Below are 22,175 nucleotides of genomic sequence, written 5' to 3' on the forward strand. Positions count from 1 at the left end.
GTACCAGGATCGGACGCTGCTATTCCGCAGCAGCTTCCAGTTTGTCCTGCGTACGTGTTTCGAAATCACTGGCGTCGTGACGCTCGTGAAGCTGCGTGTGCGGCTCGCCAAAGGCGCGGTTGACCATACGGCCACGCTGAACCGCAGGCCGTGCGTCAATCGCCTTGGCCCAGCGCACCACGTTCTTGTAGGATTCCGCGTCAAGGAACTCTGCCGCGCTATACAGACGGCCCAGAACCAGTTGACCGTACCACGGCCAGATCGCCATGTCGGCAATCGTATATTCCTCGCCCGCGATATAGGTCTTGTTCGCCAGTTCCCTGTCCAGAACGTCCAGCTGGCGTTTTGCCTCCATCGCAAAGCGGTTGATCGGGTATTCCCACTTTTCGGGCGCGTAGGCGTAGAAATGGCCAAACCCGCCGCCCAGATAAGGGGCGCTGCCCATTTGCCAGAATAGCCAGTTCATGACTTCGGTCCGTTCCGGCCCGGACGCGGGCAGAAACTCTCCAAACTTCTCAGCCAGATGAAACAGGATCGAGGCACTTTCAAACACCCGAACCGGCTTGTCGCCAGAGCGATCCCAAAGGGCCGGAATTTTCGAGTTTGGGTTGGCCTCGACAAACCCTGAACCGAACTGGTCGCCATCGCCGATGTTGATCAGCCAGGCGTTGTATTCAGCACCTTCGTGACCCAATGCCAGCAACTCTTCCAGCATTACCGTGACTTTGACACCGTTGGGCGTGGCAAGGGAATACAACTGCAAAGGGTGACGTCCAACCGGCAAGTCCTTGTCATGGGTTGCTCCGGCAATAGGTCGGTTAATGTTGGCGAACTGTCCGCCACTTTCACTGTCCCATGTCCAGACTGCTGGTGGGGTATACGAAGATTGGTCGCTCATTTCTTGCCTTTCATGCCTTTGTCCGGGCCGCGTTCGATGCAGTCTTACAGGTAGTGTTGCAATCCGCCGAGTCCAACCCAGCTTTTCCGGCATAATTTGTAATAATCCGCGACCAAACTCTCACGTTTGCTCGAGAGGGGTCACAGCGGCGCGAGGAGGGCTACGAACAGAATGGGAATCGCATATTGTTTTGCCAGACCTGCCATCACGGCGTAACCGATACCGCTGGAACGAAAAGGATAAACTACATGAAACGCTTTGCTTTGACCTTTGCTGCGGCCATGGCCCTGGCCGTTCCGGCATTTGCCGGGCCGCAATATATTGACGGCACAGGGTTTGCCGTCTCGGGGTATGATGTTGTCGCCTATCGCAACCTGGATCAGGTACCGGTAGGTCAGCCACAGAACGAAGGCGTGCGTGGCAATGCCAGCATTACTGCCGAATACAATGGTGCAACCTGGGCATTCTCGTCCGAGGAAAACCGCGACAAATTTCTGGAAAACCCGGCCTATTATGCGCCGCAATATGATGGGCACTGCGCCTATGGCGTGTCGCGCGGTGGCAAGGTTCCGGCAAACCCGAACTTGTGGCGGATCGTTGACGACAAGCTGTATCTCAACATCACGGATGTGGTCGTCGGGTTCTTCGAAGAAGACATTCCGGGCAACATCAACCTTGCTGAAGGCAACTGGCCGGGTATCGAGCCGTCTGACGCCTCGACCAGCGTGATCCCGAAATTTACCTCGGAAGGTCCGGTGAAAAACTGACCTGGCCGCAAATGCACAAAGCCCGGCTTAACCAGCCGGGCTTTTTCGTTCAGCCTGCAAGCCAGAATTGATCCCGTATCGCCTGATCCGCGTCAAACCGGATCCTGACGCTCTTGGCACCCGGAAACTTGCTTTCGCGGATAGTATCGGGAATGACAACTTCCCCGGCGCCCGTATCGCTGGATTGAAAGCTCAGGATTTCCGCTGTGGTGTGCCGCGCACTGGTCAGAACGGTCGTTGGCAAAGCCACACGATTTGCGCCCTGATTGACCGGTGTCGTGACAAAGTAAGTCAGGTGCCGCCCATAGCATCCGACCGCGTCGGGAACATGGTCAGCAACATCACTGCCGCATTTGGGTTGAATACCAGTCTGACTGTTCATATGCGACAGCGCCTGCCCGGGATTCAGCATCGCCTCGCATGCGGCAATATCCTCCTGCGGAAGCTCGATGATTCGTTTCTTCAACCGTGCCCGACGTGGTTGTGGCGGGCCAGCAGCGGCACCGCCCTTTGTCGCCAGCCCTTCTTTGCGCAGAAAATCATAGGCTGCCTTGGCGCGTGAAAACCCGGAACTGTCGCCTTCCTTGTGATCAGGATGCGTGTGAAAGGCGATGTGACGCCACGCCTCTCGTATTTCACTGGAATTGGCAGACGGGTTCAGGCCCAGATCTGCCAGGGCATCCGTGCGTGCCCTGACCTTATCGACAGGTTCCATACTCAAAACACTCATTAAAAACTACACACCCCTAGTGTTGCCGAGGGCATGGTTTTGTCAAATTTCACTGTTGATTGAGAGGGAAGCTGACAACAATCGCGATGCGAAGAATCCATTGTTCCGCAAAGGCGTGAATTCACGGATGTAACTGTGATACAGGTCACGCACAAGAAAAGGAAAACGCCCGGACAAGTTAGTAACCCGGGCGAATCATTGGATTTTTCAGTTGTCAGGCGACGTTTTGAAGATCGACCTGCGGCGTGATCCCAAGGGCAAAGCACACATCGCGCGTCAATTCCGGGCGGTTCAGGGTATAGAAATGCAGCTTGTCCACGCCACCTTCGATCAGGTCCGAGCACAACTCGGTGCAGATCGCAGTTGCCAGCAGATCCTCACGCCCGTCGCGCACGGCCTTTTCAAAGGCGTGTTCGACCCAATCGGGAATATGCGTGCCGCAGCTTTTGGCGAACTTGCGCGCACCTGCCCAGTTTTCAATAGGCAGAATGCCCGGCACGATCGGTTTGTCGATACCTGCCTTGGCGCAGGCGTCACGGAAACGGAAGAAGGTTTCGGCCTCGAAGAAGAATTGCGTCAGCGCTTCGTCAGCGCCCGCGTCAAGTTTGGCCTTCAGCCAATCCACGTCTGCTGACATGTCCGCAGCTTCAGGGTGCTTGTCAGGATAAGCCCCGACACGGATGCTGAACATTTCGGTTTCAGCCAGCGCCTCAATCAACTCAATCGAACTGTTAAAGCCTTCGGGGTGCGGTACGAACCGATCATGCCCTTTCGGCGGGTCGCCCCGCAGGGCCACGATGTCCTGCACGCCCGCACGTGCGAATGTGTCGGCGATTTCCAGCGTTTCCTGCCGCGAAGCGTCAACACAGGTCAGATGCGCAGCGACGTTCAGGCCAGAGGATTTATGCAGGGTTGCGACCGCGTCGCGCGTCAGTTCCCGGGTCGTACCGCCTGCACCGTAGGTGACGGAAACAAAACGGGGCTCCAGCGGTGCCAATGTCTGGACCGTATCCCAAAGGCGGAAAGAAGCCTCCAGAGTCTTGGGCGGAAAGAACTCGAATGAAATTTCGGGTTTGGACATGGCTGCCTCACTGGATCAACTGACTATCTTGTGCCATGACGGGCATTGTGAGACAAACTCATATTATTCAACAACAACATGAACGATACTTGAGATGCACATTGAATTCCGGCACCTGCGTACCATCAAGGCGATCCATGAATGCGGTGGGTTGGCACGTGCTGCCGACCAGTTGAACATCACTCAATCCGCATTGAGTCATCAGATCAAAGGGTTGGAGGATCAGGCCGGGGTCGAGCTGTTTCTGCGACGTTCAAAGCCGATGAAGCTGTCAGCCGCCGGTTTGCGCCTGCTGCGGTTGGCCGAACAGATCCTGCCGCAGGTCGAGGCGGCACAGAATGAGTTTTCATCGCTGCGGGACGGGCGTACCGGGCGGATGCATATCGCCATCGAATGCCACGCGTGTTTCGAATGGCTGTTTCCGGTTCTTGAATCCTTCAGGAAATCCTGGGGCGACGTGGATGTCGATATCCGACCCGGTCTGGCCTTCGACGCCCTGCCAGCCTTGCAGAAGGAAGAGGTTGATCTGGTGGTCTCATCCGATCCCGAAGACCTGCCGGGTGTCGAGTTTGTGGAGCTGTTTGACTACAACCCCGTCTTTGTCGCTGCATCAGCCCATCCACTGGCGGAAAAAGCCTATGTCGAGGCTGAGGATTTCCGAGGCCAGACCCTGATCACCTACCCGGTGGAACGCACACGTCTGGATGTGTTCAGCCAATTGTTGATCCCTGCACGGGTCGAACCCGCCTCAATCAGGCAGGTGGAACTGACAGCTGTCATCCTGCTTCTGGTGGCCTCAAACCGAGGCATCTCGGTTCTGCCGGATTGGGTCGTGCGCGAGGTCAAATACAACTCGGACTATGTGACCCGCCCCCTGACCAAAGAGGGGATCACGCGTCGCCTTTATGCAGCGGTCCGATCAGAAGATCTGGACAAGCCCTATGTGCAGGAACTGGTGAAACTGGCCCGCGAAGAGGCGCGCAAGCTGCAATCCCGGTAGAGGCGTTTTCTGCGGGTCTGTTATGCACATCATTCCTCTTGGCAAGGAAGCCTTGCGGCAGTATACGCGCGGTTTGACCGGACAGGAGCCTTTTTACAATGGTTGGCAGTGCAAATCTCAACATCATGATCAAGGCCGCGCGCAAGGCGGGGCGTTCTTTGGTCAAGGACTTTCGTGAAGTCGAGAATCTGCAGGTGTCGATGAAAGGCGCTGGTGACTTTGTGTCTAAGGCCGATATCGCGGCCGAAGCCATCCTGAAGGACGAGTTGCTGGGCGCACGCCCGACCTATGGCTGGCTGGCTGAAGAGGGTGGCTCCATCGACGGAGAAGACCCGACCCGCCGCTGGATCGTTGACCCGTTGGACGGCACCACCAATTTTCTGCATGGCCTGCCGCACTGGGCGATTTCCATCGCGCTGGAGCACAAAGGCAAGATCGTAGCCGGCGTGATCTATGACGCCGCCAAGGATGAGATATTCTTTGCCGAAAAAGGCGAGGGCGCGTGGATGAACGACACCCGAATTCGAGTGTCGGGGCGTCACCGCATGATAGAATCGATCTTTGCAACCGGCCTGCCCTTTGGGGGTCGTTCTGACCTGCCTGCAACCCTGCAGGATTTGGCGCGTCTGATGCCCGCTTGCGCCGGTGTGCGCCGTTGGGGTGCTGCGGCGCTTGACATGGCATATGTGGCTGCGGGCCGGTACGAAGGCTTCTGGGAACGCCGCCTGAACGCGTGGGATGTCGCCGCCGGTATCATCATCGTGAAAGAGGCGGGCGGCTTCGTCCAGGCCCTGAACCCCGAGGGTAACGCGCTGGAAGATGGTGAAGTGATCTGTTCGAATGAACCGATCTTTGATCAATTCGCCAAAGTCATCCGGGGCTGATCGCCCCTTAGCCCAGCTTTATCGACGCGGAACGCGCGGTATACGAGACTGCGACAGCTTGTACTTTGTCTCTGGGTGGGGCGGATGCCCGTGCGTGCGGTTCCAGAATTGCACGCCGCCGCGCCGCAGCCACAATGGTACGCATAAGATCAACCCCACGGCAAACCCGCCGGTATGGGCCCAGTAGGCGATACCGCCTTCGTCCGGGTTGCTGGTGACGCTGCCAAAGAACTGAATCGCCAGCCATAAGCCCAGCATGATGAAGGCGGGGATGGTAAAGACCCTGAAATAGACAACCAGGATCAGCAGAATATCCACACGCGCCTTGGGAAACAGCAGCAGGTATCCCCCCATGACACCCGCAATCGCGCCCGAGGCGCCGACGGTAGGCACCTGAGAGTCCGGCCCTGTAACCACATGGATCAGACCTGCGCCGATACCTGCGACCAGGTAGAACAGCAAAAAGGGCAGATGGCCCATTTCGTCTTCCAGATTGTCGCCGAATATCCATAAGAACAGCATGTTCCCGGCCAGATGCATCCATCCCCCATGCAGGAACATGGATGTTACAAGGGTTTCCAGACCAACCCCGTCGCTGACCCGCGCCGGGATGATGGCGTAATCGAAGAACAGCCGGTTGATAAGTGGCGCATCATTCATGATCCCCACATAGCTGAGGAAGATCAGGATGTTGGCCGCCAATAAGACGTAGACAACATAAGGCGTGCGCCCCGAGGGGTTATGGTCACGTATCGGAAACATGAGGTGACGCTGGGCTTTTGCGCGCCCAGCGTCAAGGCAAGCTTATGCCGCACCTCCCAACAACGCAGCGTTTCCGCCAGCTGCGGTCGTATCGACACACACATGGCGCTCACCCAACACACGCGCGCGGTCGGGTCTGCCGGGAATCAGGGGCAAAATGGTGCCGTCCCGGCGAGCCAGATGCTGTTCGATCTGGTGCGCGGTTTCAGCGTCGCCCCACCAAAGGACACCAGAGATACCGGTCAGGTTCTCCAACCGATGAAGGTCAAGCATTCCGGTTGCCTGAATGGCGGTTCCACCCAGCGCCTGTACAGCTTCAGCCTGCGCGCGCGCCGCCGTTTCCCCCGGCCCCATGCACAGAAGAGGCGGGCGGGGATATTCGCTCAGCCGGTTCGATTCTCCGGTTGGGCCGGGCAGAGAACGGGTCCGGATTGGGGCAGGTTGGCCTTGAGGGGCAGGTAGGTCTGCCAAATGCTCCCAGGATTCTGTCGTGATTTGCCGATCCGGTGCACAAAACCGGGCCATGTAATTCGGGCCGCCCGCCTTCGGGCCGGTGCCTGACAGCCCTTCACCGCCAAAAGGTTGGGAGCCAACGATGGCACCAATCTGATTGCGGTTTACATAGATGTTTCCGGCATGGATTGCTTCGGTCACATGCTGCACCCGGTCGTCGATCCGGGTTTGCAGGCCAAAGGTCAGCCCGTATCCGGTTGCGTTGATATCCGCGATGACCTTGTCGATTTCCTGCGCTTTGAACCGTGCCACGTGCAACACGGGGCCAAAAATCTCGCGCTCCAGCGCGGCAATGCCCGAGATTTCGATCAGCGTGGGGGCAACAAAGATGCCCTCTGTCGGCGGAGGCAGCTCTTTCAGAACGCGCCCTTCGGCCCGTGCAATAGCGACGTGATCGGCGATGACCTGCCGGGCCTGCGCGTCAATCACCGGGCCGCAATCGGTAGAGATCAGCCAGGGGTCCCCGATGCGCAGGGCGTCCATTGCCCCTTTGAGCATGGTCAGCACGTCATCTGCGATATCCTGTTGCAGGTACAGGCATCGCAGTGCGGAACACCGCTGGCCTGCGGATTGAAAGGCACTTTCAATGATCGATTGCACGGCCTGTTCGGGAAGTGCGGTGCTGTCAACGATCATGGCGTTCAGGCCACCAGTTTCCGCAATCAGCGGCGTGCCGGGGCGCATGGACCCAGCCATTGCCGACCGGATTCTGAGAGCGGTTGTTGTCGAGCCGGTGAAGGCCACGCCAGAAACGCGCGCATCCGATGTCAGCGCCGCGCCCACGGTCGGACCACCCGGCAGCAATTGCAGCGCGTCGCGCGGCACACCGGCCTCATGCAGCAATTGAACGGCGCGGTGTGCGATCAGGGGTGTTTGCGGCGCAGGCTTGGCCAAAACGGCGTTCCCGGTCGCCAAAGCTGCCGATATCTGCCCTGAGAAAATCGCCAGCGGGAAGTTCCAAGGGCTGATGCAGGTGAATACGCCAGCGGGCTCGGCATCAGGTATGTTGGCGGCGTAGTAGCGCAGGAAATCCACCGCCTCACGCAGTTCGGCCACGGCGTCAGGCAGCGATTTGCCAGCCTCGCGCGCCAGCAGGGCGAACAACTCGCCGTAATGCGATTCATAAAGATCGGCAGCAGAGTTCAGGATGCGGGCACGTTCGGCTGCCGGGGCCTGCCACGGCTTTGCCGAAGCCAGCGCCAGTTCAACATCCGCGTCACTTGCCGAGGCGACCTCACCTGGTTTGTCGGCAGGATTTGCCGGGTTGACTACCGGCTCATCCGCCCGGGGTTTTGCAGCGTCAGCCAGCAAGGGCTGTGCATACCAGTGATATGCACGGAACTGGTCCCGCGCTGCATCAACCTTGTCCAGCGTCGGAGTGTGGTGAAGATCGAATCCCATGGAATTGGGGCGATCCGGCTGGAACAGTTCGGGGCCGGTGGGCAAAGGGGGTGGGGGCGTTTGAACAGTAACAAACGGATCTGCGGCAACCACTTCCGGCGGGACGTTTTCGTCGACAATCTGGTTGACGAAGGATGAGTTTGCCCCGTTTTCCAGCAGACGCCGCACAAGGTAGGCCAGCAAGTCACGATGCGCACCAACCGGTGCGTAGATGCGACAGCGCGTTTTCTGCCTGTTCATCACAAGCTGATGCAATGTCTCGCCCATGCCATGCAGGCGCTGGAACTCAAAAGGCTGACCTTCGGCCATGTGCAGGATGGCGCTGACTGTATGGGCGTTGTGGGTGGCGAATTGCGGATAGATCCGGTTTGTCATGCCCAGCAATTTGCGCGCATTGGCGATATAGGACACGTCCGTGACCGCCTTGTGCGTGAAGACGGGAAAGCCATCCACGCCTTCGACCTGCGCGCGTTTGATCTCGGTGTCCCAATAGGCGCCTTTGACCAGACGCACCATCAGCTTGCGATCGTGGCGTTCAGCCATGTCATAGAGCGTGTCCAGAACCAGCGAAGCGCGTGGCCCATAGGCCTGAACCACGATGCCAAACCCCTCCCAGCCGGCCAGAGCCGGATCGGACATCACCGCCTCAATCACCTGCAATGACAAAGACAGGCGATCCGCCTCTTCGGCGTCGACGTTTAGCCCCATGCCAGCGGCCTTAGCCAAAAGGGCCAGCGCCCGCAGGCGTGGAACCAGTTCATCCATCACCCGCTTTTCTTGTGCCAGTTCATAGCGGGGGTGCAGGGCCGACAACTTGACCGAAATGCCGGGGTTGGCGCGGATATCATCATGGGTGCAGGCTTCGGCGATGGCCGAGATGGCGCGTGAATACGACAGGTGATAACGCGCGGCGTCCGCCTCGGTTCGCGCGGCCTCTCCCAGCATGTCGTAAGAGTAGGTATATCCCTTGCTTTCCATCCCGCGCGCGCGTTCCATCGCAGCGTGAATGGATTCACCCAACACGAATTGCCGCCCCATTTCCTTCATCGCCCGCGACACGGCGGTACGGATCACGGGTTCCCCCAATCGCTTGATGGCCCCGCGCAGGGCGCCAACAGGCGAGGTCTTGCCTTCGTCCAGAACCTTGCCCGTCAGCATCAGTGCCCAGGTTGAGGCGTTCACCAAGGATGAAGACGAGTGCCCAAGATGCTTACCCCAATCCGAAGGGGCGATTTTGTCTTCAATCAACGCGTCAATCGTGTCGGCATCCGGCACGCGCAACAGCGCCTCGGCCAGGCACATCAGGGCGACGCCTTCGTCGGTGGACAGGCCGTATTCGGCCAAAAACACCTCCATCAACCCCGGAGACGTGCTGGATCGGATGTCGCGCACAAGCTGCGCGGCAGCGGCGCTGATGGCGCCGCGGTCCGTGGCGCTCAGGCTGGCCTGAGAGATCAGGGTTTCAAGGATCGCCGACTGGTCAGCATAGGTTGAGGTGTCGATTAATGTACGCAGGGTATGAGACATGGGTCCTCCGGTCTTTGTGCCAATATAACTGCGAAAACTCAGGACAATCGCCTGAGTTTACGGTAATTGAAGGCGGAATACCTGAAATTTCGCCAGAAGGCAGCGCAAATGAACTTTCCCGACCTGGACCGGTTTGACCGGTCGATTCTGAGAATTCTGGCCGAGGATGGGCGCATTTCGGTCGCCGATCTTGCACGCGAAATCGGTCTGTCGAAATCACCGACACAGGCGCGCCTGAAACGGCTTGAAGCAAGCGGGGTGATCAAGGGATACCGGGCGATGCTGGATCCGATCAGACTGGGGCTGGACCACGTTGCCTTTGTCGAGGTGCGTCTGACCGATACCCGCGAAAAGGCACTGGCCGAGTTCAACGCGGCTGTCCGAAAAACTGCCGAGGTCGAGCAAGCCCATATGATCGCTTCGAATTTCGACTATTTGTTGAAGGTCCGCACAGCCACCATGTCAGAGTATCGTCGTGTTCTGGCCGAAAAGATTTCATCCTTGCCGCATGTCGCCAGCACCTCGACCTTTGTGGCGATGGAGGCGGTTAAGGAAACCGGCAGTTTGGGTGGGTTCGAGCATCAGGCTTGACGGATCGGGATTACGAGCCATCCTTGGTACATGATACACGCTTTCCTCGCCGCTCTTGCTGTTGTTGCCTTGTCCTGCGCGGCGCACGCCCAGTCCTGCCCTGATTCTCCGGATCATTCAGAAGGTGTGGATGCGCTAATCAATCAGGTTCAGAAGGCAGAATCGCAAAGTGATGCGCGCGCTATTTCCAACCAGATGTGGGAGCTTTGGACCGATGCGCCAGATGCGCGTGCACAAGGCTTGCTGGACCGAGGAATGGCGCGGCGGGAGGCCTGGGATTTACCGGGCGCGTTGGACGAGCTTGACCAGCTTGTCGAATACTGCCCGAACTACGCCGAAGGCTACAATCAGCGTGCGTTTGTGAACTATCTTCGACAAGACTTCGCTGCTGCCTTGCAGGATCTGAATGTCACGATCGAGTTGTCGCCGAACCATATAGGTGCGCTGAGCGGGCGCGCCTTGTCACTGTTGGGTCTGAAGCGCCTTGACGACGCGCGCGCGGCACTTGCCGAAGCGCTAGAACTTAACCCATGGCTGTCAGAGCGGGCATTGTTGGAACCCGGCGGTCTTTTGGAACCGCCCGGTCAAGATATCTGACGCCGGGTTTTCGAAAGAACCGCAATGGGAAACCGAACCTATTTGCAAGCAAACTGGTCGTGTTGGACCCACCCGAGTTGTTCACTGGCTATCCAATGGCATGACTTCTGGCTGATGGGCGCGTCTATCGAACGCTGAGCATCATTGGCGAATACACCAACGAGGGGCTGATGATCCGTGTCGATCGCAAGTTCAACTCAACCGATGCGCTGAATGCATTGGCTGACCTGTTCATCCTCCGCGGCCCGCCGGAATACATAAGATCCGACAATGGGCCGGGATTTGTCGCCCAGAAGCTGCGAGGGTGGATCACAGCTGTCGGGGCGAAGACGGCTTAAATCGAGCCGGGATCACCCTAGGAGAACGGCCATTGCATAAGCTTCAACGCCCGGTTCCGGGATGAGCTGCTCAACGGTGAAATCTTCTACAGCCTAAGGAAGGCGCAAATCCTGATTGAGCAATGTCGTGTCCACTATCACTCCGTCAGGCCGCACAGCGCGTTGGGCTACCGCCGGCCTGCGCCCGAAATAATCGTCCCAATAGACCAGAGGCCCACGGTGCAGTAACAAACAAACCGGACCACCCGATAGGGGCACGCCGCCGAAGGCGCTGAAGGCGGCTATGCTGACCCTTTTTGAATATCCTGCCGAACACAATGTGGGCCACTTGTACAAAGCCAAACCCGATTTGGCGGCGCATTACAAATCCTGTGATCCGACCAACTCTTTCAATCCGGGGGTCGGGAAGATGTCCAAGGCGTGAACCTACCGGTGACAATGTCAGATGGGACTTGGGCGCATGTGATAGGCATCCAGCAGAGCTTTGCCGTTTTCATAGAACGCAGTTTCGCCAACCAGTTCTGTTACACCGTAGCGATCCAACTCGGCTTTCACGTCTGGCTCGACCAGCGTGAAAACCAGCCGTATCCCCTTGGATTGCAGGAAATTGGCGATACTGCGCAACGTGAACCCGGCTGTGAAATCGACAACGTCAATTGCCGAGGCGTCGATGCAGAACCATGTCAGTTTTCCGTCTGCGTTCTGAACGATTGTTGTGACTTCCTCGGTGAATATCTGCATGTTCGCGTAGTACATGCCGTGGGAAAACCGGTAGATTACCAGACCGGGCTCGAATTGGTTTGGTGCTTCCAATCCCTTTGAACGCCAGCCACCGGACTCGGTACGCAATACTACCGAATTCTTTGGGTGGTATCCCCGGCGTGTGTGGTCGACCAAAGACAGGACCATGGCAAAAATGACGCCTTGCTCGACACCAACCAGAACAACCACGGTGGCGGTTGCCGTGGCAACCCAGAACTCGGACCGGGCCTGCCTGTAAATTGTTGCCATTCCGTGCAGGTCGATCAGCTTGAGACCGATCAGGAAAACGATGGCCGAAAGTGCTGCTGTGGGAAGATAGGCTAAAGGCTTGGTCAGAAACAGGATAACCAACAGGACTATTACCACTGTTGTCAGTTGCGCCACCTGGCTGCGCCCTCCGGCGCTGGCGACCATCTCGGTCTTTGTGGGGCTGCCATTGACCACGAATGTCCCCGTGAATGCGGCTCCGAAGTTCGCAAGACCCAGTCCGATCAGGTCCGTGTTTTCGTTGAAAGTCTCATCATATCTCGAGGCGTATGCCCGTGATGTTGCGGCGCTTTGTGCCAGAATAACAACGAAGATGGACAAGGCCGTGGGGAGCAATTGTTTGAACAAGGTCCAGCTCCACTGCACGTCCGGGATCGAGAACGAGGGCAAACCGCCGACAACCTCTCCCAACACCGAGATTCCGGAAATGTTGAATGAAAAGGCCCAACTGCACAGGATCACCCCGACAATGGCAACCAATGGCCCCGGGATTTTGCGCGACAGTCTTGTGCATCCCAGGACAATGCCTAACACGGCTGATGAGACGATCACGGTTGGCCAGTTGACGTTGGATATGTTGAAGTAAACGTCCTTCAACCTTGCAAGTGTTCCGTGCCCAGCGGATTCGATGCCCAACAATCCGGGGATTTGACCCGTTGCAACCTGAATGCCCACGCCGGTCAGAAAGCCGACCAATACCGTTCTGGACAGAAAATCAGCCAGAAACCCCAGCCCGATGACACGCGCGGCAATCAAAAGCATGGCAGCCATAAGCGCCAGCAAGGACGCCAGTGCCAGATACTCAGACGTTCCGGACATCGCCAAGCCCGCCAGTCCCGAGGCGGTGATGGCTGCTGTCGCCGAATCGGCACCGACAACAAGGTGTCGGGACGATCCGAACAGCGCAAACAGAGCCATGGGAATCAGGATCGTATACAGCCCGGACATGACCGGAGTGCCGGCGATTTTGGTGTAACCCATGACTTCGGGGATCGCGAGGCAGGCAAAACTCAGACCAGCCAGCATTTCCGCCGGAAGGCGCGCGCGGTCAACAGGCAGAATGCCCTGCAGGATTTGCAGACGCGCCGCTCTCTGATTTCTGTCCTGTTTTTTCATGGGTTACCCTATACCCATTCAACCAGCGAACCGAATGTTCGAACCGTCGGGCTATCTTACAGGCAAATTATCACAGGTAAATTGTGTGGTCTGACGTGCCTCTTTTTCCAGTTTTTCAGTTATTTTCGCCGAACTACGGGAATCCCCCAATTTCGCAAACTGCCGATCAGGGGTAAACATGACCTACCGTACTTACCACACACAAACACGGTATTTACTTTCCCCGATGAGGGGCTGGTCACACCCCCTCGGCCGGCCCCTCTTAACTTTTTGGGGTTTGCGAAAGCCCAAGTCATTCGTTTTATGACTCGTGTCGAGTGAACTTACTTAGTTTTGGATCAATTTGGTCACGAGTGTCGGCAGTGTTTCGGACGCACTGTAAGCAACGGTGTGCGGTATATTGGCCACCGGGGTTTTGCGGTACCCTTCCGTGAACAGCAGAAACGGTATCCTGGCGTTTACAGCTGTTTCTGCGTCGACCTCGCTGTCACCCACATACAAGCGTGTGCCCGAGGTCCCAAGTGCTTTGAAGCTTTCCAGCAGGTGGCCCGGATCCGGTTTGCGAATTGGCAATGTATCACCGCCGAAAACAACGTCGAAGAACCGGGATAAGTTGAGCGCCTCCAGCACGTGACGTGCGGGTGCTTCGGGTTTGTTGGTGCAGATACCAAGAACGCAACCCATCTGTTTCAGTGTTTCCAGGGCCTCCAGAACCCCGGGATAAGGCACTGTCGTTGCACTGACCGCCGCATTGTAATGCTTCAGTGTCTGTTGGGTCAGTTCCGCGTGGCGATCCATGGGCAAATCACAGTGTCGCATCAAACGCTCGACCAGTTTGGGAAGGCCATTGCCAACAAACCCTCTGATCACATCAACGGGCACAGGATCGTGACCCAGACCGTTCAGCGTTTTATTGGCCGCTGCTGCCAGGTCCCCGACGCTGTCGACCAACGTTCCATCCAGATCAAAAACAACTGCTGCGGTCACGTTTTGCTTGCCTTTCAATACCCGCCCCAAGTCTTAACCCGTCGTTTTCAGGGGCGCAATCGGCTCAATGACGCCTGATTTGAAACAGCGCTTGACATTCCTTACTAAAATAATCAGATTTAATGACAGGAACGGAAAGCCAACCCTCTCGGGTCAGCCAGATAAAACGAAACGCAACAGGTATGGCACCATGCCGACTCGCTCTGGAGATGCCCCGATGAACGTACAGAACCCGACCCCAACCCAAGGTTATGCTGTCTCGATGCTGCCTGCGCACAAGGCCGAGGATTTGACCAAAGGTGGCCACCTGGCCCATATCGAGTTGGGTGACCAATTGTATACCCTGCGCATCACCCGTGCAGGTAAACTGATCCTGACGAAATGAGCGCGCATTCATTGCGCGGCGGTGCCGCGGTCGGCCGTCTGGCGGATCTTGATCCAGTCGAAGCGGGTGCGGTGATGTATCTGCGGATGTGGAGCCAGGGTGAAAGCGGTCGCGCTGATATCGCGAGCGATTTTTGCATAGCGCTGGGATCAGATTATGGGCGTGCCGCCATGCTGACGCTGGATCGTCTGTGTTCGCTTTGCGCAACGCATTGTCGACGCCCGCTAATCAGGCACGGTCTGGGGTGTGCATGTCTGGGCGCGGATGAGAATTGTTTTGCCCAAATGGTTGCCGCCGCATCCGAAGGGGCACGCGAAGACGCGATGATGATGGCGTCACTGATCGTGCGCCCGGATTTTGCGCCTGCTCTGGCATCCCTGTCGGAGGAACTGGGCCTGACGCTCCGGCGTATGACGACGGGAAATGCGATTCCGACGACAGGCCACGATACCCGCACTGCCGTTTTGCATTGACTGTGCTTGCAGGACGGTCAAACCCCGGCAAAGCGCCGGGGTCAATCCTTCAGCAGCACCCGCATCCCGCGTGGTGATGGTCGTGACCGCAAACCGGAGCAGGAGAGAAGTCACCGACCTCGGACAGCACGTCCCTTAGCGCCCACAGGATCATGTCCACATCCTCGGCCTCAATCGTCAGCGGTGGGCGGATTTTCAGGATGTTGTCCTTTGGTCCCTCACTGCCGATCAGAATTCGGTGATCACGCATCCGATTTTTGACATAGCTGCAAATCTCGGTTCCTTCGGTTCCGTCGGGATTGATCAGCTCAACACCCAGAAACAGTCCCATGCCCCGTACGTCGCCAACGCAACCAAAGTCGGCTTCGATCTGGCGCAGCCCCGCCATCAGGCGCTCACCCATCTGACGCGCATTGTCCTGCAGGCCTTCGTCATCGACGATGTCCAATACTTCCTTGCCGATCCGGCAAGACAGCGTTGATCCGCCAAAGGTCGAGAAGAATTCGATCCCGTTGTTAAAGCTGTTGGCAATCGCCCGCGTCGTTACCAATACGCCAAGAGGGTGCCCGTTACCAATGGGTTTACCCATCACCACGATATCAGGAAGCGCGCCCTGATGTTCAAATCCAAAGTAATACTCACCCAGGCGACCCAGACCGGTCTGTACCTCATCTGCAATGCAGACACCCCCGGCGGCGCGGATTTTTTCATAAACCGCAGGCAGGTAGCCCTTGGGCGGAATAATCTGTCCACCGACAGATGGGAAAGTTTCGGCGATGAACCCGGCTAGACCTTGACCCCGGTCCTGCAAGGCAGCAATGGCCGGGTCCACAAGATCAGCAAATTTCTGCGCCCGATCCGCATCGTCACGCTTGAACGAGCCGCGATAGTCGTCCGCAACCTCGACCAGTTCGACCCAATCGGCTTTCCCGATGCCACCCGGTTTGTTGAACTTGTAGGCCGATATCGCCACAGCCGCATTCGTATTGCCGTGATAGCCATGGTCTGGCGTCACGATCCCCTTGGCGCCGGTATGGGCACGGGCAAGCCGCAGGGCCAGTTCGTTCGCTTCAGTTCCGGAATTGACGAAGAAGCAGACCTCGAAGTGATCGGGCAGTTTGGACAGGATCTTGTCAGCAAAAGTTGTCTGTGCCGGATGCAGGTAGCGGGTATTCGAGTTCATCCGCTTCAACTGATCCGCCGCTACAGCTTGAATGCGGGGATGCGCATGACCCACATGAGGGACGTTGTTATAGGCGTCCAGATAGGGGCGGCCCCATTCGTCAAACAGGTGATGTTTCCACCCGCGTACGAGCATGACAGGGTCATCATAAGTCAGCGACAGGTTGCCGCCAAAGTGATCGCGGCGACCCTGCAGGATCGCCTGTTTGTCTGTGGGTTGGTAGAAAACCTTGTCATCCGGCAGGTTCAGTAAGGCCGCCGGGTTCGGGCAGACTGCGTGCCACAACTCCATCTCATCCGGATCGCCGACACCGGGCCAATCCGCCTCCATGCCATTGGTTGTCAGCGCCAGCTGGAAATGCACATGCGGTGCCCATCCGCCATTCTGGCTGGCGTCGCCCAACCGGGCGAACGCCGCCCCCTGTGCCACCGGATCGCCGGGTTTCAACCGGTCACAGCATTCCGGGTCCAGATGACCATAGAGCGTGTAGAACGGATCGCCATCCGGCGTTCCATGGTGCAGGATTATCACCGCACCGTAATCGAGGTGATGATCTCGGTTCTCGACCACTTCGACCCGCCCGCTCATTGGTGCGTGCAGCACCGTCCCTGCGGGTGCAAACACATCCACCGCCAGATGCACTGTTCGCCGGTCCGAGGCTTTCCATGGCCCTTTGCGAAATCCTGGCTCGGCATAAATCAGGCGGGGTTCGTTGTAATAGCCCAGCCACAGCCCTTCGCCGTATTCTTCACCAACATGTGCGGCCTCGGCCAATGGCATGTGGAAAGGGTTCTGGGGCCACACACAATTTTCAACCGACAACGACCCCATAGGAACATCGCTTAGGTCCTGACCGAACAGTTGGGAAAACCGGCCGCGATGTTCTTGCAGATACGCATGGATGCGTTCTGCGCCGTCCACGACCGGCAGCCCGCACGCTGCCCGAAGACGCGCAGACATCAGTCCGCCGTTGACGGATGCATTCTCAAGAAACCGCCACGCAGGTGCCTGCGAGATTGTCACATATGGATCGTCCGGGTTTTCGACCGCCATCAGGGTCGAGTTGAGGACAGATACTGCCAGTCGCATCCGCAGCAGAGGCCAGATCAGGTCGATCTCCTCGGCTTGCAGTCGGTTTGCGGCATGGTACCCCCGTATGAGAGCAGTTAATGCCCGCTCGGGTCTGGCATGATCTAGCACCACATAGGCCCCGGCGATTGCAAGGTCACAGACGCGCGGTGCTGCACACATGTCACCCAGATCAATCAGGCCGGAAACCCGCCTCCGCTCGCCCAATTCGCCTTCAACCAGAACGTTATAATCATTGGCGTCGTTGTGAATGGCCTGTTTCGGCAGGCCCTCAAGCCTATCCGTGATCGCCGTGAATTCGTTGCAGATATCCCGAAGCAACGCCCGACGCGCGGGATCGCTGATGGCGCCCAGCTTGTCATTGATCCAACTCGCTTGCGTCAGGTCCCATTTGAAATCTGGGCGGTGCAAAGCTTCATGCTGAAACCCCTCCAGCGCGCGATCTGTTGCGCCCACAACACGACCCAATTTCAGGATCGGCTCTTCGGATTTCGGGTTCGCTTGTGCATAGCAGCGCCCGGGCAGGCGTTCCTGCAACCACACCAGCCGCGATTTCCCTTCGGAATCGGAAATTTCCGGCAACATTGCGCCGTTCAACGCCGGGAACACCTTTGGAAACGGCAACCCGGGAGCTTCCGAGGCGATATGCGCAAGTGCTTCGATCTGAAGATCTACCAGACCCGCATCGCACCCTGCGCGCATGACTTTCAGCACATAGTCTTGGCCATTTGTGGCTTGCGCCAGAAAGTTCAGATCATATTCGCCATCCAGCCGGGTCAACCGTGCGTCCAGTCCCCAGTTTTGGCGCAGCGCGTCCGCCCAGAAGTTCACCAAATCGTTCATGTCTTTCTCCGTCCCGCTCATCCGGGATCCTCTTCATCTGGCCGAAAATATCCTCGGGGGTGAATTGGCCCAAAGGGACAAGAGGGGGCAGACAGCCCCCCGACCCCTTAATCCAAGGCACGCAAACGTTTGAACAGCGATGACGTGTCCCATCGTCCGCCGCCCAGTTTCTGCACGTCCTTGTAGAACTGATCGACCAGAGCGGTCACCGGCAGAGACGCGCCGGTTTCATTGGCCGTATTCAGACAAATCCCCAGATCCTTGCGCATCCAGTCCACAGCAAAGCCATGTTCGAACTGATCATTCAGCATGGTTTCATACCGGTTTGACATCTGCCAGCTGCCAGCCGCACCCTGGCTGATCACCTCAACAACGGCCTTCCCGTCCAGGCCCGCTTTTTCGGCAAAGTGCAAGGCTTCGCTGAGACCCTGAACCAGACCGGCAATCGCGATCTGGTTGCACATCTTGGTCATCTGGCCCGCGCCGCTGGCTCCGAGTCGACGGCAGATTTTGGAATAGACGTTCATTACCGGCTCAGCCGCATCATAAGCTGTCTGATCGCCGCCACACATAATTGAGAGAACGCCGTTTTCAGCGCCGGCCTGACCGCCCGAAACCGGGGCGTCCACAAAAGCGATACCCTGAGATAGGCCAGCAGCGTAAAGCTCGCGCGTGACCTTTGCTGAAACCGTCGTGTGGTCAACAAAAATGGCCCCGTTGGACATTCCCTGAAACGCGCCATCCTCACCGGTGCAAACCATGCGCAAGTCGTCGTCATTGCCGACGCAGGCCATGACAAACTCAGCATCCTTGACGGCGTCTTTCGGAGTGGCTGCCATCGCGCCGCCATGCTGCGCGACCCAGGCCTCGGCCTTGGTGGTCGTACGGTTGTAAACGGTGACGTCATGGCCTGCGGTTTGCAGATGTCCGGCCATGGGATAGCCCATGACACCAAGGCCAAGGAACGCGACTTTTGCCATTTTGTGATCCTCTCCGCTGTTCGGTCGGCTTCCGCGAAACAGGCCTGACCAAAATCTCTGGCGAAGACAAAGCAAAGCTGCGCCCAAAGGGCAACCCCAAGTCAGCCTTTCCCACCCAGATCCCGCAGGATTGGGCAATCGGGCCGGTCGTCCCCGGCGCAGGCGTCGATCAGGTGGCTTAGCGTATCGCGCATGGCGTTCAGGTCTGCGATCTTGGTTTCGATCTGAACAAGATGGTCGCGTGCAACTTGTTTCACGTCGGCACTGGCACGGGTTTCATCTTCGTAGAGCGCCAGCAAGGTCCGGCAATCCTCGATGGTGAACCCAAGAGCCCGGGCGCGGCCCAGAAAATTCAGCTTATGCACGTCCTGGTCGCGAAACCGGCGATAGCCATTGTCGTCGCGCATCGGTTTGATCAGCTTGATGTCCTCATAATACCGGATCGTCTTGGCGGGCAGGCCGGTGCGGGCGGAAACATCTCCGATGTTCATGCGTGCACCTCTTTGGTGGCCGTACCTGATGTTTCCGGCACGCTGGCGCGAATACGGCGCAGGCGCAGCGCGTTTGAGACCACAAAAACGCTCGACAGTGCCATTGCGCCAGCTGCCAGTGCAGGGGACAGCAGATAGCCGCCAAACGGGTACAGCGCACCGGCAGCCACCGGTATCAGTAGGACATTGTATCCGAAGGCCCAGCCTAAATTCTGGCGAATATTCTTCATTGTCCGGCGACTGATCTCGGTCGCATTTGCGACACCACGCAGATCACCAGACATGAGGACAACGTCGGCTGTTTCGATGGCTACATCCGTTCCGGTTCCGATGGCGATGCCGATATCAGCCGCCGCCAGAGCGGGGGCGTCGTTGATCCCGTCACCGACAAAGGCCAGCACTCCGAACCGGTCCCGCAAGGCCGTGATTGCGTCTACCTTGCCATCGGGAAGTACCTCGGCAGTGACATGATCAATCCCCAGCCGGTCGGCCAGAGCCTGCGCCGTGCGCGCGTTGTCACCGGTGATCATGGCCACGGTCAAACCCATCTGGTGCAACCGTTTCAGCGCCTCCACTGTGCCGGGCTTGATCGGGTCGGAAACGGACAACGTGGCCGCCGCCTGCCCATCCAGAGCGACGAACAGAGGGGTTGCCCCTTGGGCGGCACGGGTTTCGGCCTCATCCGTCAGAGCTCCAAGGGTGATCCCACTCTGCTGCATCAGTCGGTGCGACCCGATCAATACGTCGCGGCCTTCGACCAACCCTTGCAGGCCAAGCCCGGTAAGCGAACGGACATCCGATACCTCTGGCAGTGTCGAGGGCCCCGCGCGGGTGATGGCGGATGCGATCGGGTGTTCCGACCGCGCCTCAAGGGCCGCGGCCAGTCGCAGAACCTCCTCCCGGTCAGACCCCTTCGCCGTTGTCACGCTGTCCAGTTCGGGGCGTCCCAGCGTCAGGGTTCCGGTCTTGTCCAACGCGATGACGCGCGCCTGCTGAAGCTGTTGCAACGCATCACCCTTGCGGAACAATACCCCCAATTCTGCCGCCCGCCCGGTGCCCACCATGATCGAGGTTGGGGTCGCCAACCCCATAGCGCAGGGGCAGGCGATGATCAGAACTGAAACACCTGCGACAAGCGCCAGGGGAAGGGCCGGGCTGGGGCCGAAGATCAGCCAGAGCGCGACAGTGATCACCGCAACAGCGATGACCGCAGGAACAAAGCGATAGGTGATCCAATCCACCAACCCCTGGATCGGCAGCTTCGCGCCCTGCGCCTGCTGCACCATACGAATGATCTGTGCCAGAGCCGTGTCGCCGCCGACGCGGGTAGCGCTTACCCGTAAAGCGCCGGTGCCATTGACAGTACCACCGACAACAGGCGCGCCAACCGACTTGCCAACGGGTACAGGCTCGCCCGTGATCATGCTTTCATCGACGTAAGAGGTACCTTCAACCACTTCGGCATCCACCGGTACACGCTCGCCGGGGCGGATGTGCAGGATATCTCCGACAACAATTTCGGCGATTGGCCGGTCCTGTATCTGTCCATCCAGTTCGACCCGCGCGGTTTTTGGTTGCAAACCCACCAGTTTTCGGATCGCAGCCCCTGTTTTGCCTTTGGCACGCGCCTCCATCAACCGGCCGAGAAGGATCAGAACTACGATCACCGCGGCCGCTTCGAAATAGACATTGGCGGTACCTTGCGGCAGCAGGCCGGGCGCGAATGTGGCCGTGACCGAATACAGATAAGCCGCGCCGGTCCCAAGCGCTACCAACGCGTTCATGTCCGGCGTGCCCTGCAACAGCGACGGGATACCTTTGCGGTAAAACACACGGCCCGGTCCGATAAGCAAAGCCGAGGTCAGGGCAAATTGAATCAAATGGCTCGTCTGCGTTCCAATGGTCGCCTGTATCCAATGGTGGAAGACGGGGATCATGTGCCCGCCCATCTCAAGAATGAATACGGGCAGGGCTAGTGCCGCTGCCAGTATTGTGGAACGGACCAGCCGCTGAATTTCATCGTCTTCCCGGCTTTCTGGTTCCGCAACGCCTTGGATACGCGCGGGGTATCCAATTCCGGTAACAACCTGAGCCAGCGCCTCGGGCGTAGTTGCAGCTGTGGCGTAAGTCACCGTAGCTGTCCGAGTTGCCAGATTGACCTGCGCTTCGATCACGCCAGCGGTGGAAGCCAACGCGCGCTCGATCTTGCCAACGCAGGATGCGCAGTTCATGCCCTCGATGCTCAGATCTGAATGGCTTGTTTCAGCCGGATAGCCAGCTGCATCCAGCGCCGCTGTCAGGGCCGAAACTGGCCCGTCAAATTCCACCTGTGCCGTTTTGGTCGCGAAATTGACCGAGGCCGCATCAACACCAGACACATCACGCAGTGCAGCCTCGACACGGCCCACACAGGATGCGCATCCCATGCCGGTGATTTTCAGTTCTGTCAGTGCTTTTTGCGCCATGCGACTCATCCCACGTGGTTTTCTGCCCTCCAGATGGGGGTTCCA

18 protein-coding genes and 2 pseudogenes are annotated in these 22,175 nt (G+C 58.1%); 9 read left to right on the top strand and 11 right to left on the bottom strand.

Annotated elements, in window-relative coordinates:
- Positions 1–19 precede the first annotated feature (19 nt).
- Positions 20–898 carry a glutathione-dependent disulfide-bond oxidoreductase gene (gene yghU, locus ACR3E2_RS00300; protein ID WP_480482182.1) on the bottom strand — a complete coding sequence of 293 codons (879 nt, stop codon included), beginning with the start codon at positions 896–898 and terminating at the stop codon, positions 20–22.
- 248 nt (positions 899–1,146) lie between these two features.
- Here yghU and ACR3E2_RS00305 point away from each other — a divergent pair, with 248 nt between their 5' ends.
- On the top strand, positions 1,147–1,665 hold the full coding sequence (locus tag ACR3E2_RS00305; protein ID WP_480482180.1) for a YHS domain-containing (seleno)protein: 519 nt from the start codon (positions 1,147–1,149) through the stop codon (positions 1,663–1,665).
- A gap of 49 nt (positions 1,666–1,714) precedes the next feature.
- On the opposite strand, the gene ACR3E2_RS00310 is transcribed toward ACR3E2_RS00305, so the two are convergent.
- Positions 1,715–2,380: a DnaJ domain-containing protein gene (locus ACR3E2_RS00310; RefSeq protein WP_480482178.1), complete on the bottom strand. Its 666-nt coding sequence runs from the start codon at positions 2,378–2,380 to the stop codon at positions 1,715–1,717.
- 229 nt (positions 2,381–2,609) lie between these two features.
- Positions 2,610–3,476 (bottom strand): methylenetetrahydrofolate reductase [NAD(P)H], encoded by an 867-nt coding sequence (gene metF, locus ACR3E2_RS00315; protein ID WP_480482176.1) that lies wholly within the window; start codon positions 3,474–3,476, stop codon positions 2,610–2,612.
- Between the two features lie 94 nt (positions 3,477–3,570).
- Between metF and ACR3E2_RS00320 the strand changes: the two genes are divergently transcribed.
- Together ACR3E2_RS00320 and ACR3E2_RS00325 are read left to right on the top strand one after the other, a co-directional pair.
- Positions 3,571–4,476, top strand: coding sequence for a LysR family transcriptional regulator (locus tag ACR3E2_RS00320; RefSeq protein WP_480482174.1), 906 nt, complete (start codon positions 3,571–3,573; stop codon positions 4,474–4,476).
- Positions 4,477–4,574: 98 nt separating this feature from the next.
- Positions 4,575–5,360 carry an inositol monophosphatase family protein gene (locus tag ACR3E2_RS00325; RefSeq protein WP_480482172.1) on the top strand — a complete coding sequence of 262 codons (786 nt, stop codon included), beginning with the start codon at positions 4,575–4,577 and terminating at the stop codon, positions 5,358–5,360.
- Positions 5,361–5,378: 18 nt separating this feature from the next.
- On the opposite strand, the gene ACR3E2_RS00330 is transcribed toward ACR3E2_RS00325, so the two are convergent.
- Together ACR3E2_RS00330 and putA are read right to left on the bottom strand one after the other, a co-directional pair.
- The gene (locus tag ACR3E2_RS00330) at positions 5,379–6,122 is read right to left on the bottom strand and encodes a rhomboid family intramembrane serine protease (protein WP_480482170.1); all 744 of its coding nucleotides are present in this window, start codon (positions 6,120–6,122) and stop codon (positions 5,379–5,381) included.
- A gap of 42 nt (positions 6,123–6,164) precedes the next feature.
- A complete protein-coding gene (gene putA / locus ACR3E2_RS00335) occupies positions 6,165–9,563 on the bottom strand; it encodes a bifunctional proline dehydrogenase/L-glutamate gamma-semialdehyde dehydrogenase PutA (RefSeq protein WP_480482168.1) in 3,399 nt (1,132 codons plus the stop codon).
- Between the two features lie 108 nt (positions 9,564–9,671).
- Here putA and ACR3E2_RS00340 point away from each other — a divergent pair, with 108 nt between their 5' ends.
- The 4 genes and pseudogenes from ACR3E2_RS00340 to ACR3E2_RS00355 all read left to right on the top strand — a co-directional run.
- Positions 9,672–10,154, top strand: a complete 483-nt coding sequence (locus ACR3E2_RS00340) for an Lrp/AsnC family transcriptional regulator (RefSeq protein WP_480482166.1) — start codon at positions 9,672–9,674, stop codon at positions 10,152–10,154.
- 30 nt (positions 10,155–10,184) lie between these two features.
- Entirely contained in the window at positions 10,185–10,751 is a 567-nt protein-coding gene (locus ACR3E2_RS00345; protein ID WP_480482164.1) for a tetratricopeptide repeat protein, read from the top strand.
- 113 nt (positions 10,752–10,864) lie between these two features.
- Positions 10,865–11,317: pseudogene (locus tag ACR3E2_RS00350) on the top strand (integrase core domain-containing protein); the annotation flags it as partial.
- A 22-nt stretch (positions 11,318–11,339) separates the two neighbouring features.
- Positions 11,340–11,513, top strand: a pseudogene (locus ACR3E2_RS00355) (D-lactate dehydrogenase); the annotation flags it as partial.
- A 17-nt stretch (positions 11,514–11,530) separates the two neighbouring features.
- Here the strand turns inward: ACR3E2_RS00355 and ACR3E2_RS00360 are convergent.
- Both ACR3E2_RS00360 and gph read right to left on the bottom strand, forming a co-directional pair.
- Positions 11,531–13,234: a SulP family inorganic anion transporter gene (locus tag ACR3E2_RS00360; protein ID WP_480482162.1), complete on the bottom strand. Its 1,704-nt coding sequence runs from the start codon at positions 13,232–13,234 to the stop codon at positions 11,531–11,533.
- A 327-nt stretch (positions 13,235–13,561) separates the two neighbouring features.
- Complete coding sequence (gph, locus tag ACR3E2_RS00365; protein ID WP_480482160.1) at positions 13,562–14,221, bottom strand: phosphoglycolate phosphatase; 660 nt, start codon at positions 14,219–14,221, stop codon at positions 13,562–13,564.
- A gap of 217 nt (positions 14,222–14,438) precedes the next feature.
- Between gph and hemP the strand changes: the two genes are divergently transcribed.
- Together hemP and ACR3E2_RS00375 are read left to right on the top strand one after the other, a co-directional pair.
- Entirely contained in the window at positions 14,439–14,606 is a 168-nt protein-coding gene (gene hemP, locus ACR3E2_RS00370; protein WP_209504713.1) for a hemin uptake protein HemP, read from the top strand.
- A complete protein-coding gene (locus tag ACR3E2_RS00375; protein ID WP_480475589.1) occupies positions 14,603–15,079 on the top strand; it encodes a hypothetical protein in 477 nt (158 codons plus the stop codon). The genes hemP and ACR3E2_RS00375 overlap by 4 nt, the downstream gene beginning before the upstream one ends.
- A 49-nt stretch (positions 15,080–15,128) precedes the next feature.
- Here ACR3E2_RS00375 and ACR3E2_RS00380 read toward each other — a convergent pair whose 3' ends face one another.
- The 4 genes from ACR3E2_RS00380 to ACR3E2_RS00395 form a co-directional block, all read right to left on the bottom strand.
- Positions 15,129–18,194, bottom strand: coding sequence for an aminotransferase class III-fold pyridoxal phosphate-dependent enzyme (locus ACR3E2_RS00380; protein WP_480482158.1), 3,066 nt, complete (start codon positions 18,192–18,194; stop codon positions 15,129–15,131).
- Between the two features lie 107 nt (positions 18,195–18,301).
- Positions 18,302–19,216: an NAD(P)-dependent oxidoreductase gene (locus ACR3E2_RS00385; RefSeq protein ID WP_480482356.1), complete on the bottom strand. Its 915-nt coding sequence runs from the start codon at positions 19,214–19,216 to the stop codon at positions 18,302–18,304.
- 59 nt (positions 19,217–19,275) lie between these two features.
- Complete coding sequence (gene cueR, locus ACR3E2_RS00390; protein ID WP_480482156.1) at positions 19,276–19,665, bottom strand: Cu(I)-responsive transcriptional regulator; 390 nt, start codon at positions 19,663–19,665, stop codon at positions 19,276–19,278.
- Positions 19,662–22,130, bottom strand: a complete 2,469-nt coding sequence (locus ACR3E2_RS00395; RefSeq protein ID WP_480482154.1) for a heavy metal translocating P-type ATPase — start codon at positions 22,128–22,130, stop codon at positions 19,662–19,664. The genes cueR and ACR3E2_RS00395 overlap by 4 nt, the downstream gene beginning before the upstream one ends.
- Positions 22,131–22,175 lie beyond the last annotated feature (45 nt).

The sequence above is a fragment of the Ruegeria sp. AL7 genome, assembly GCF_056536105.1.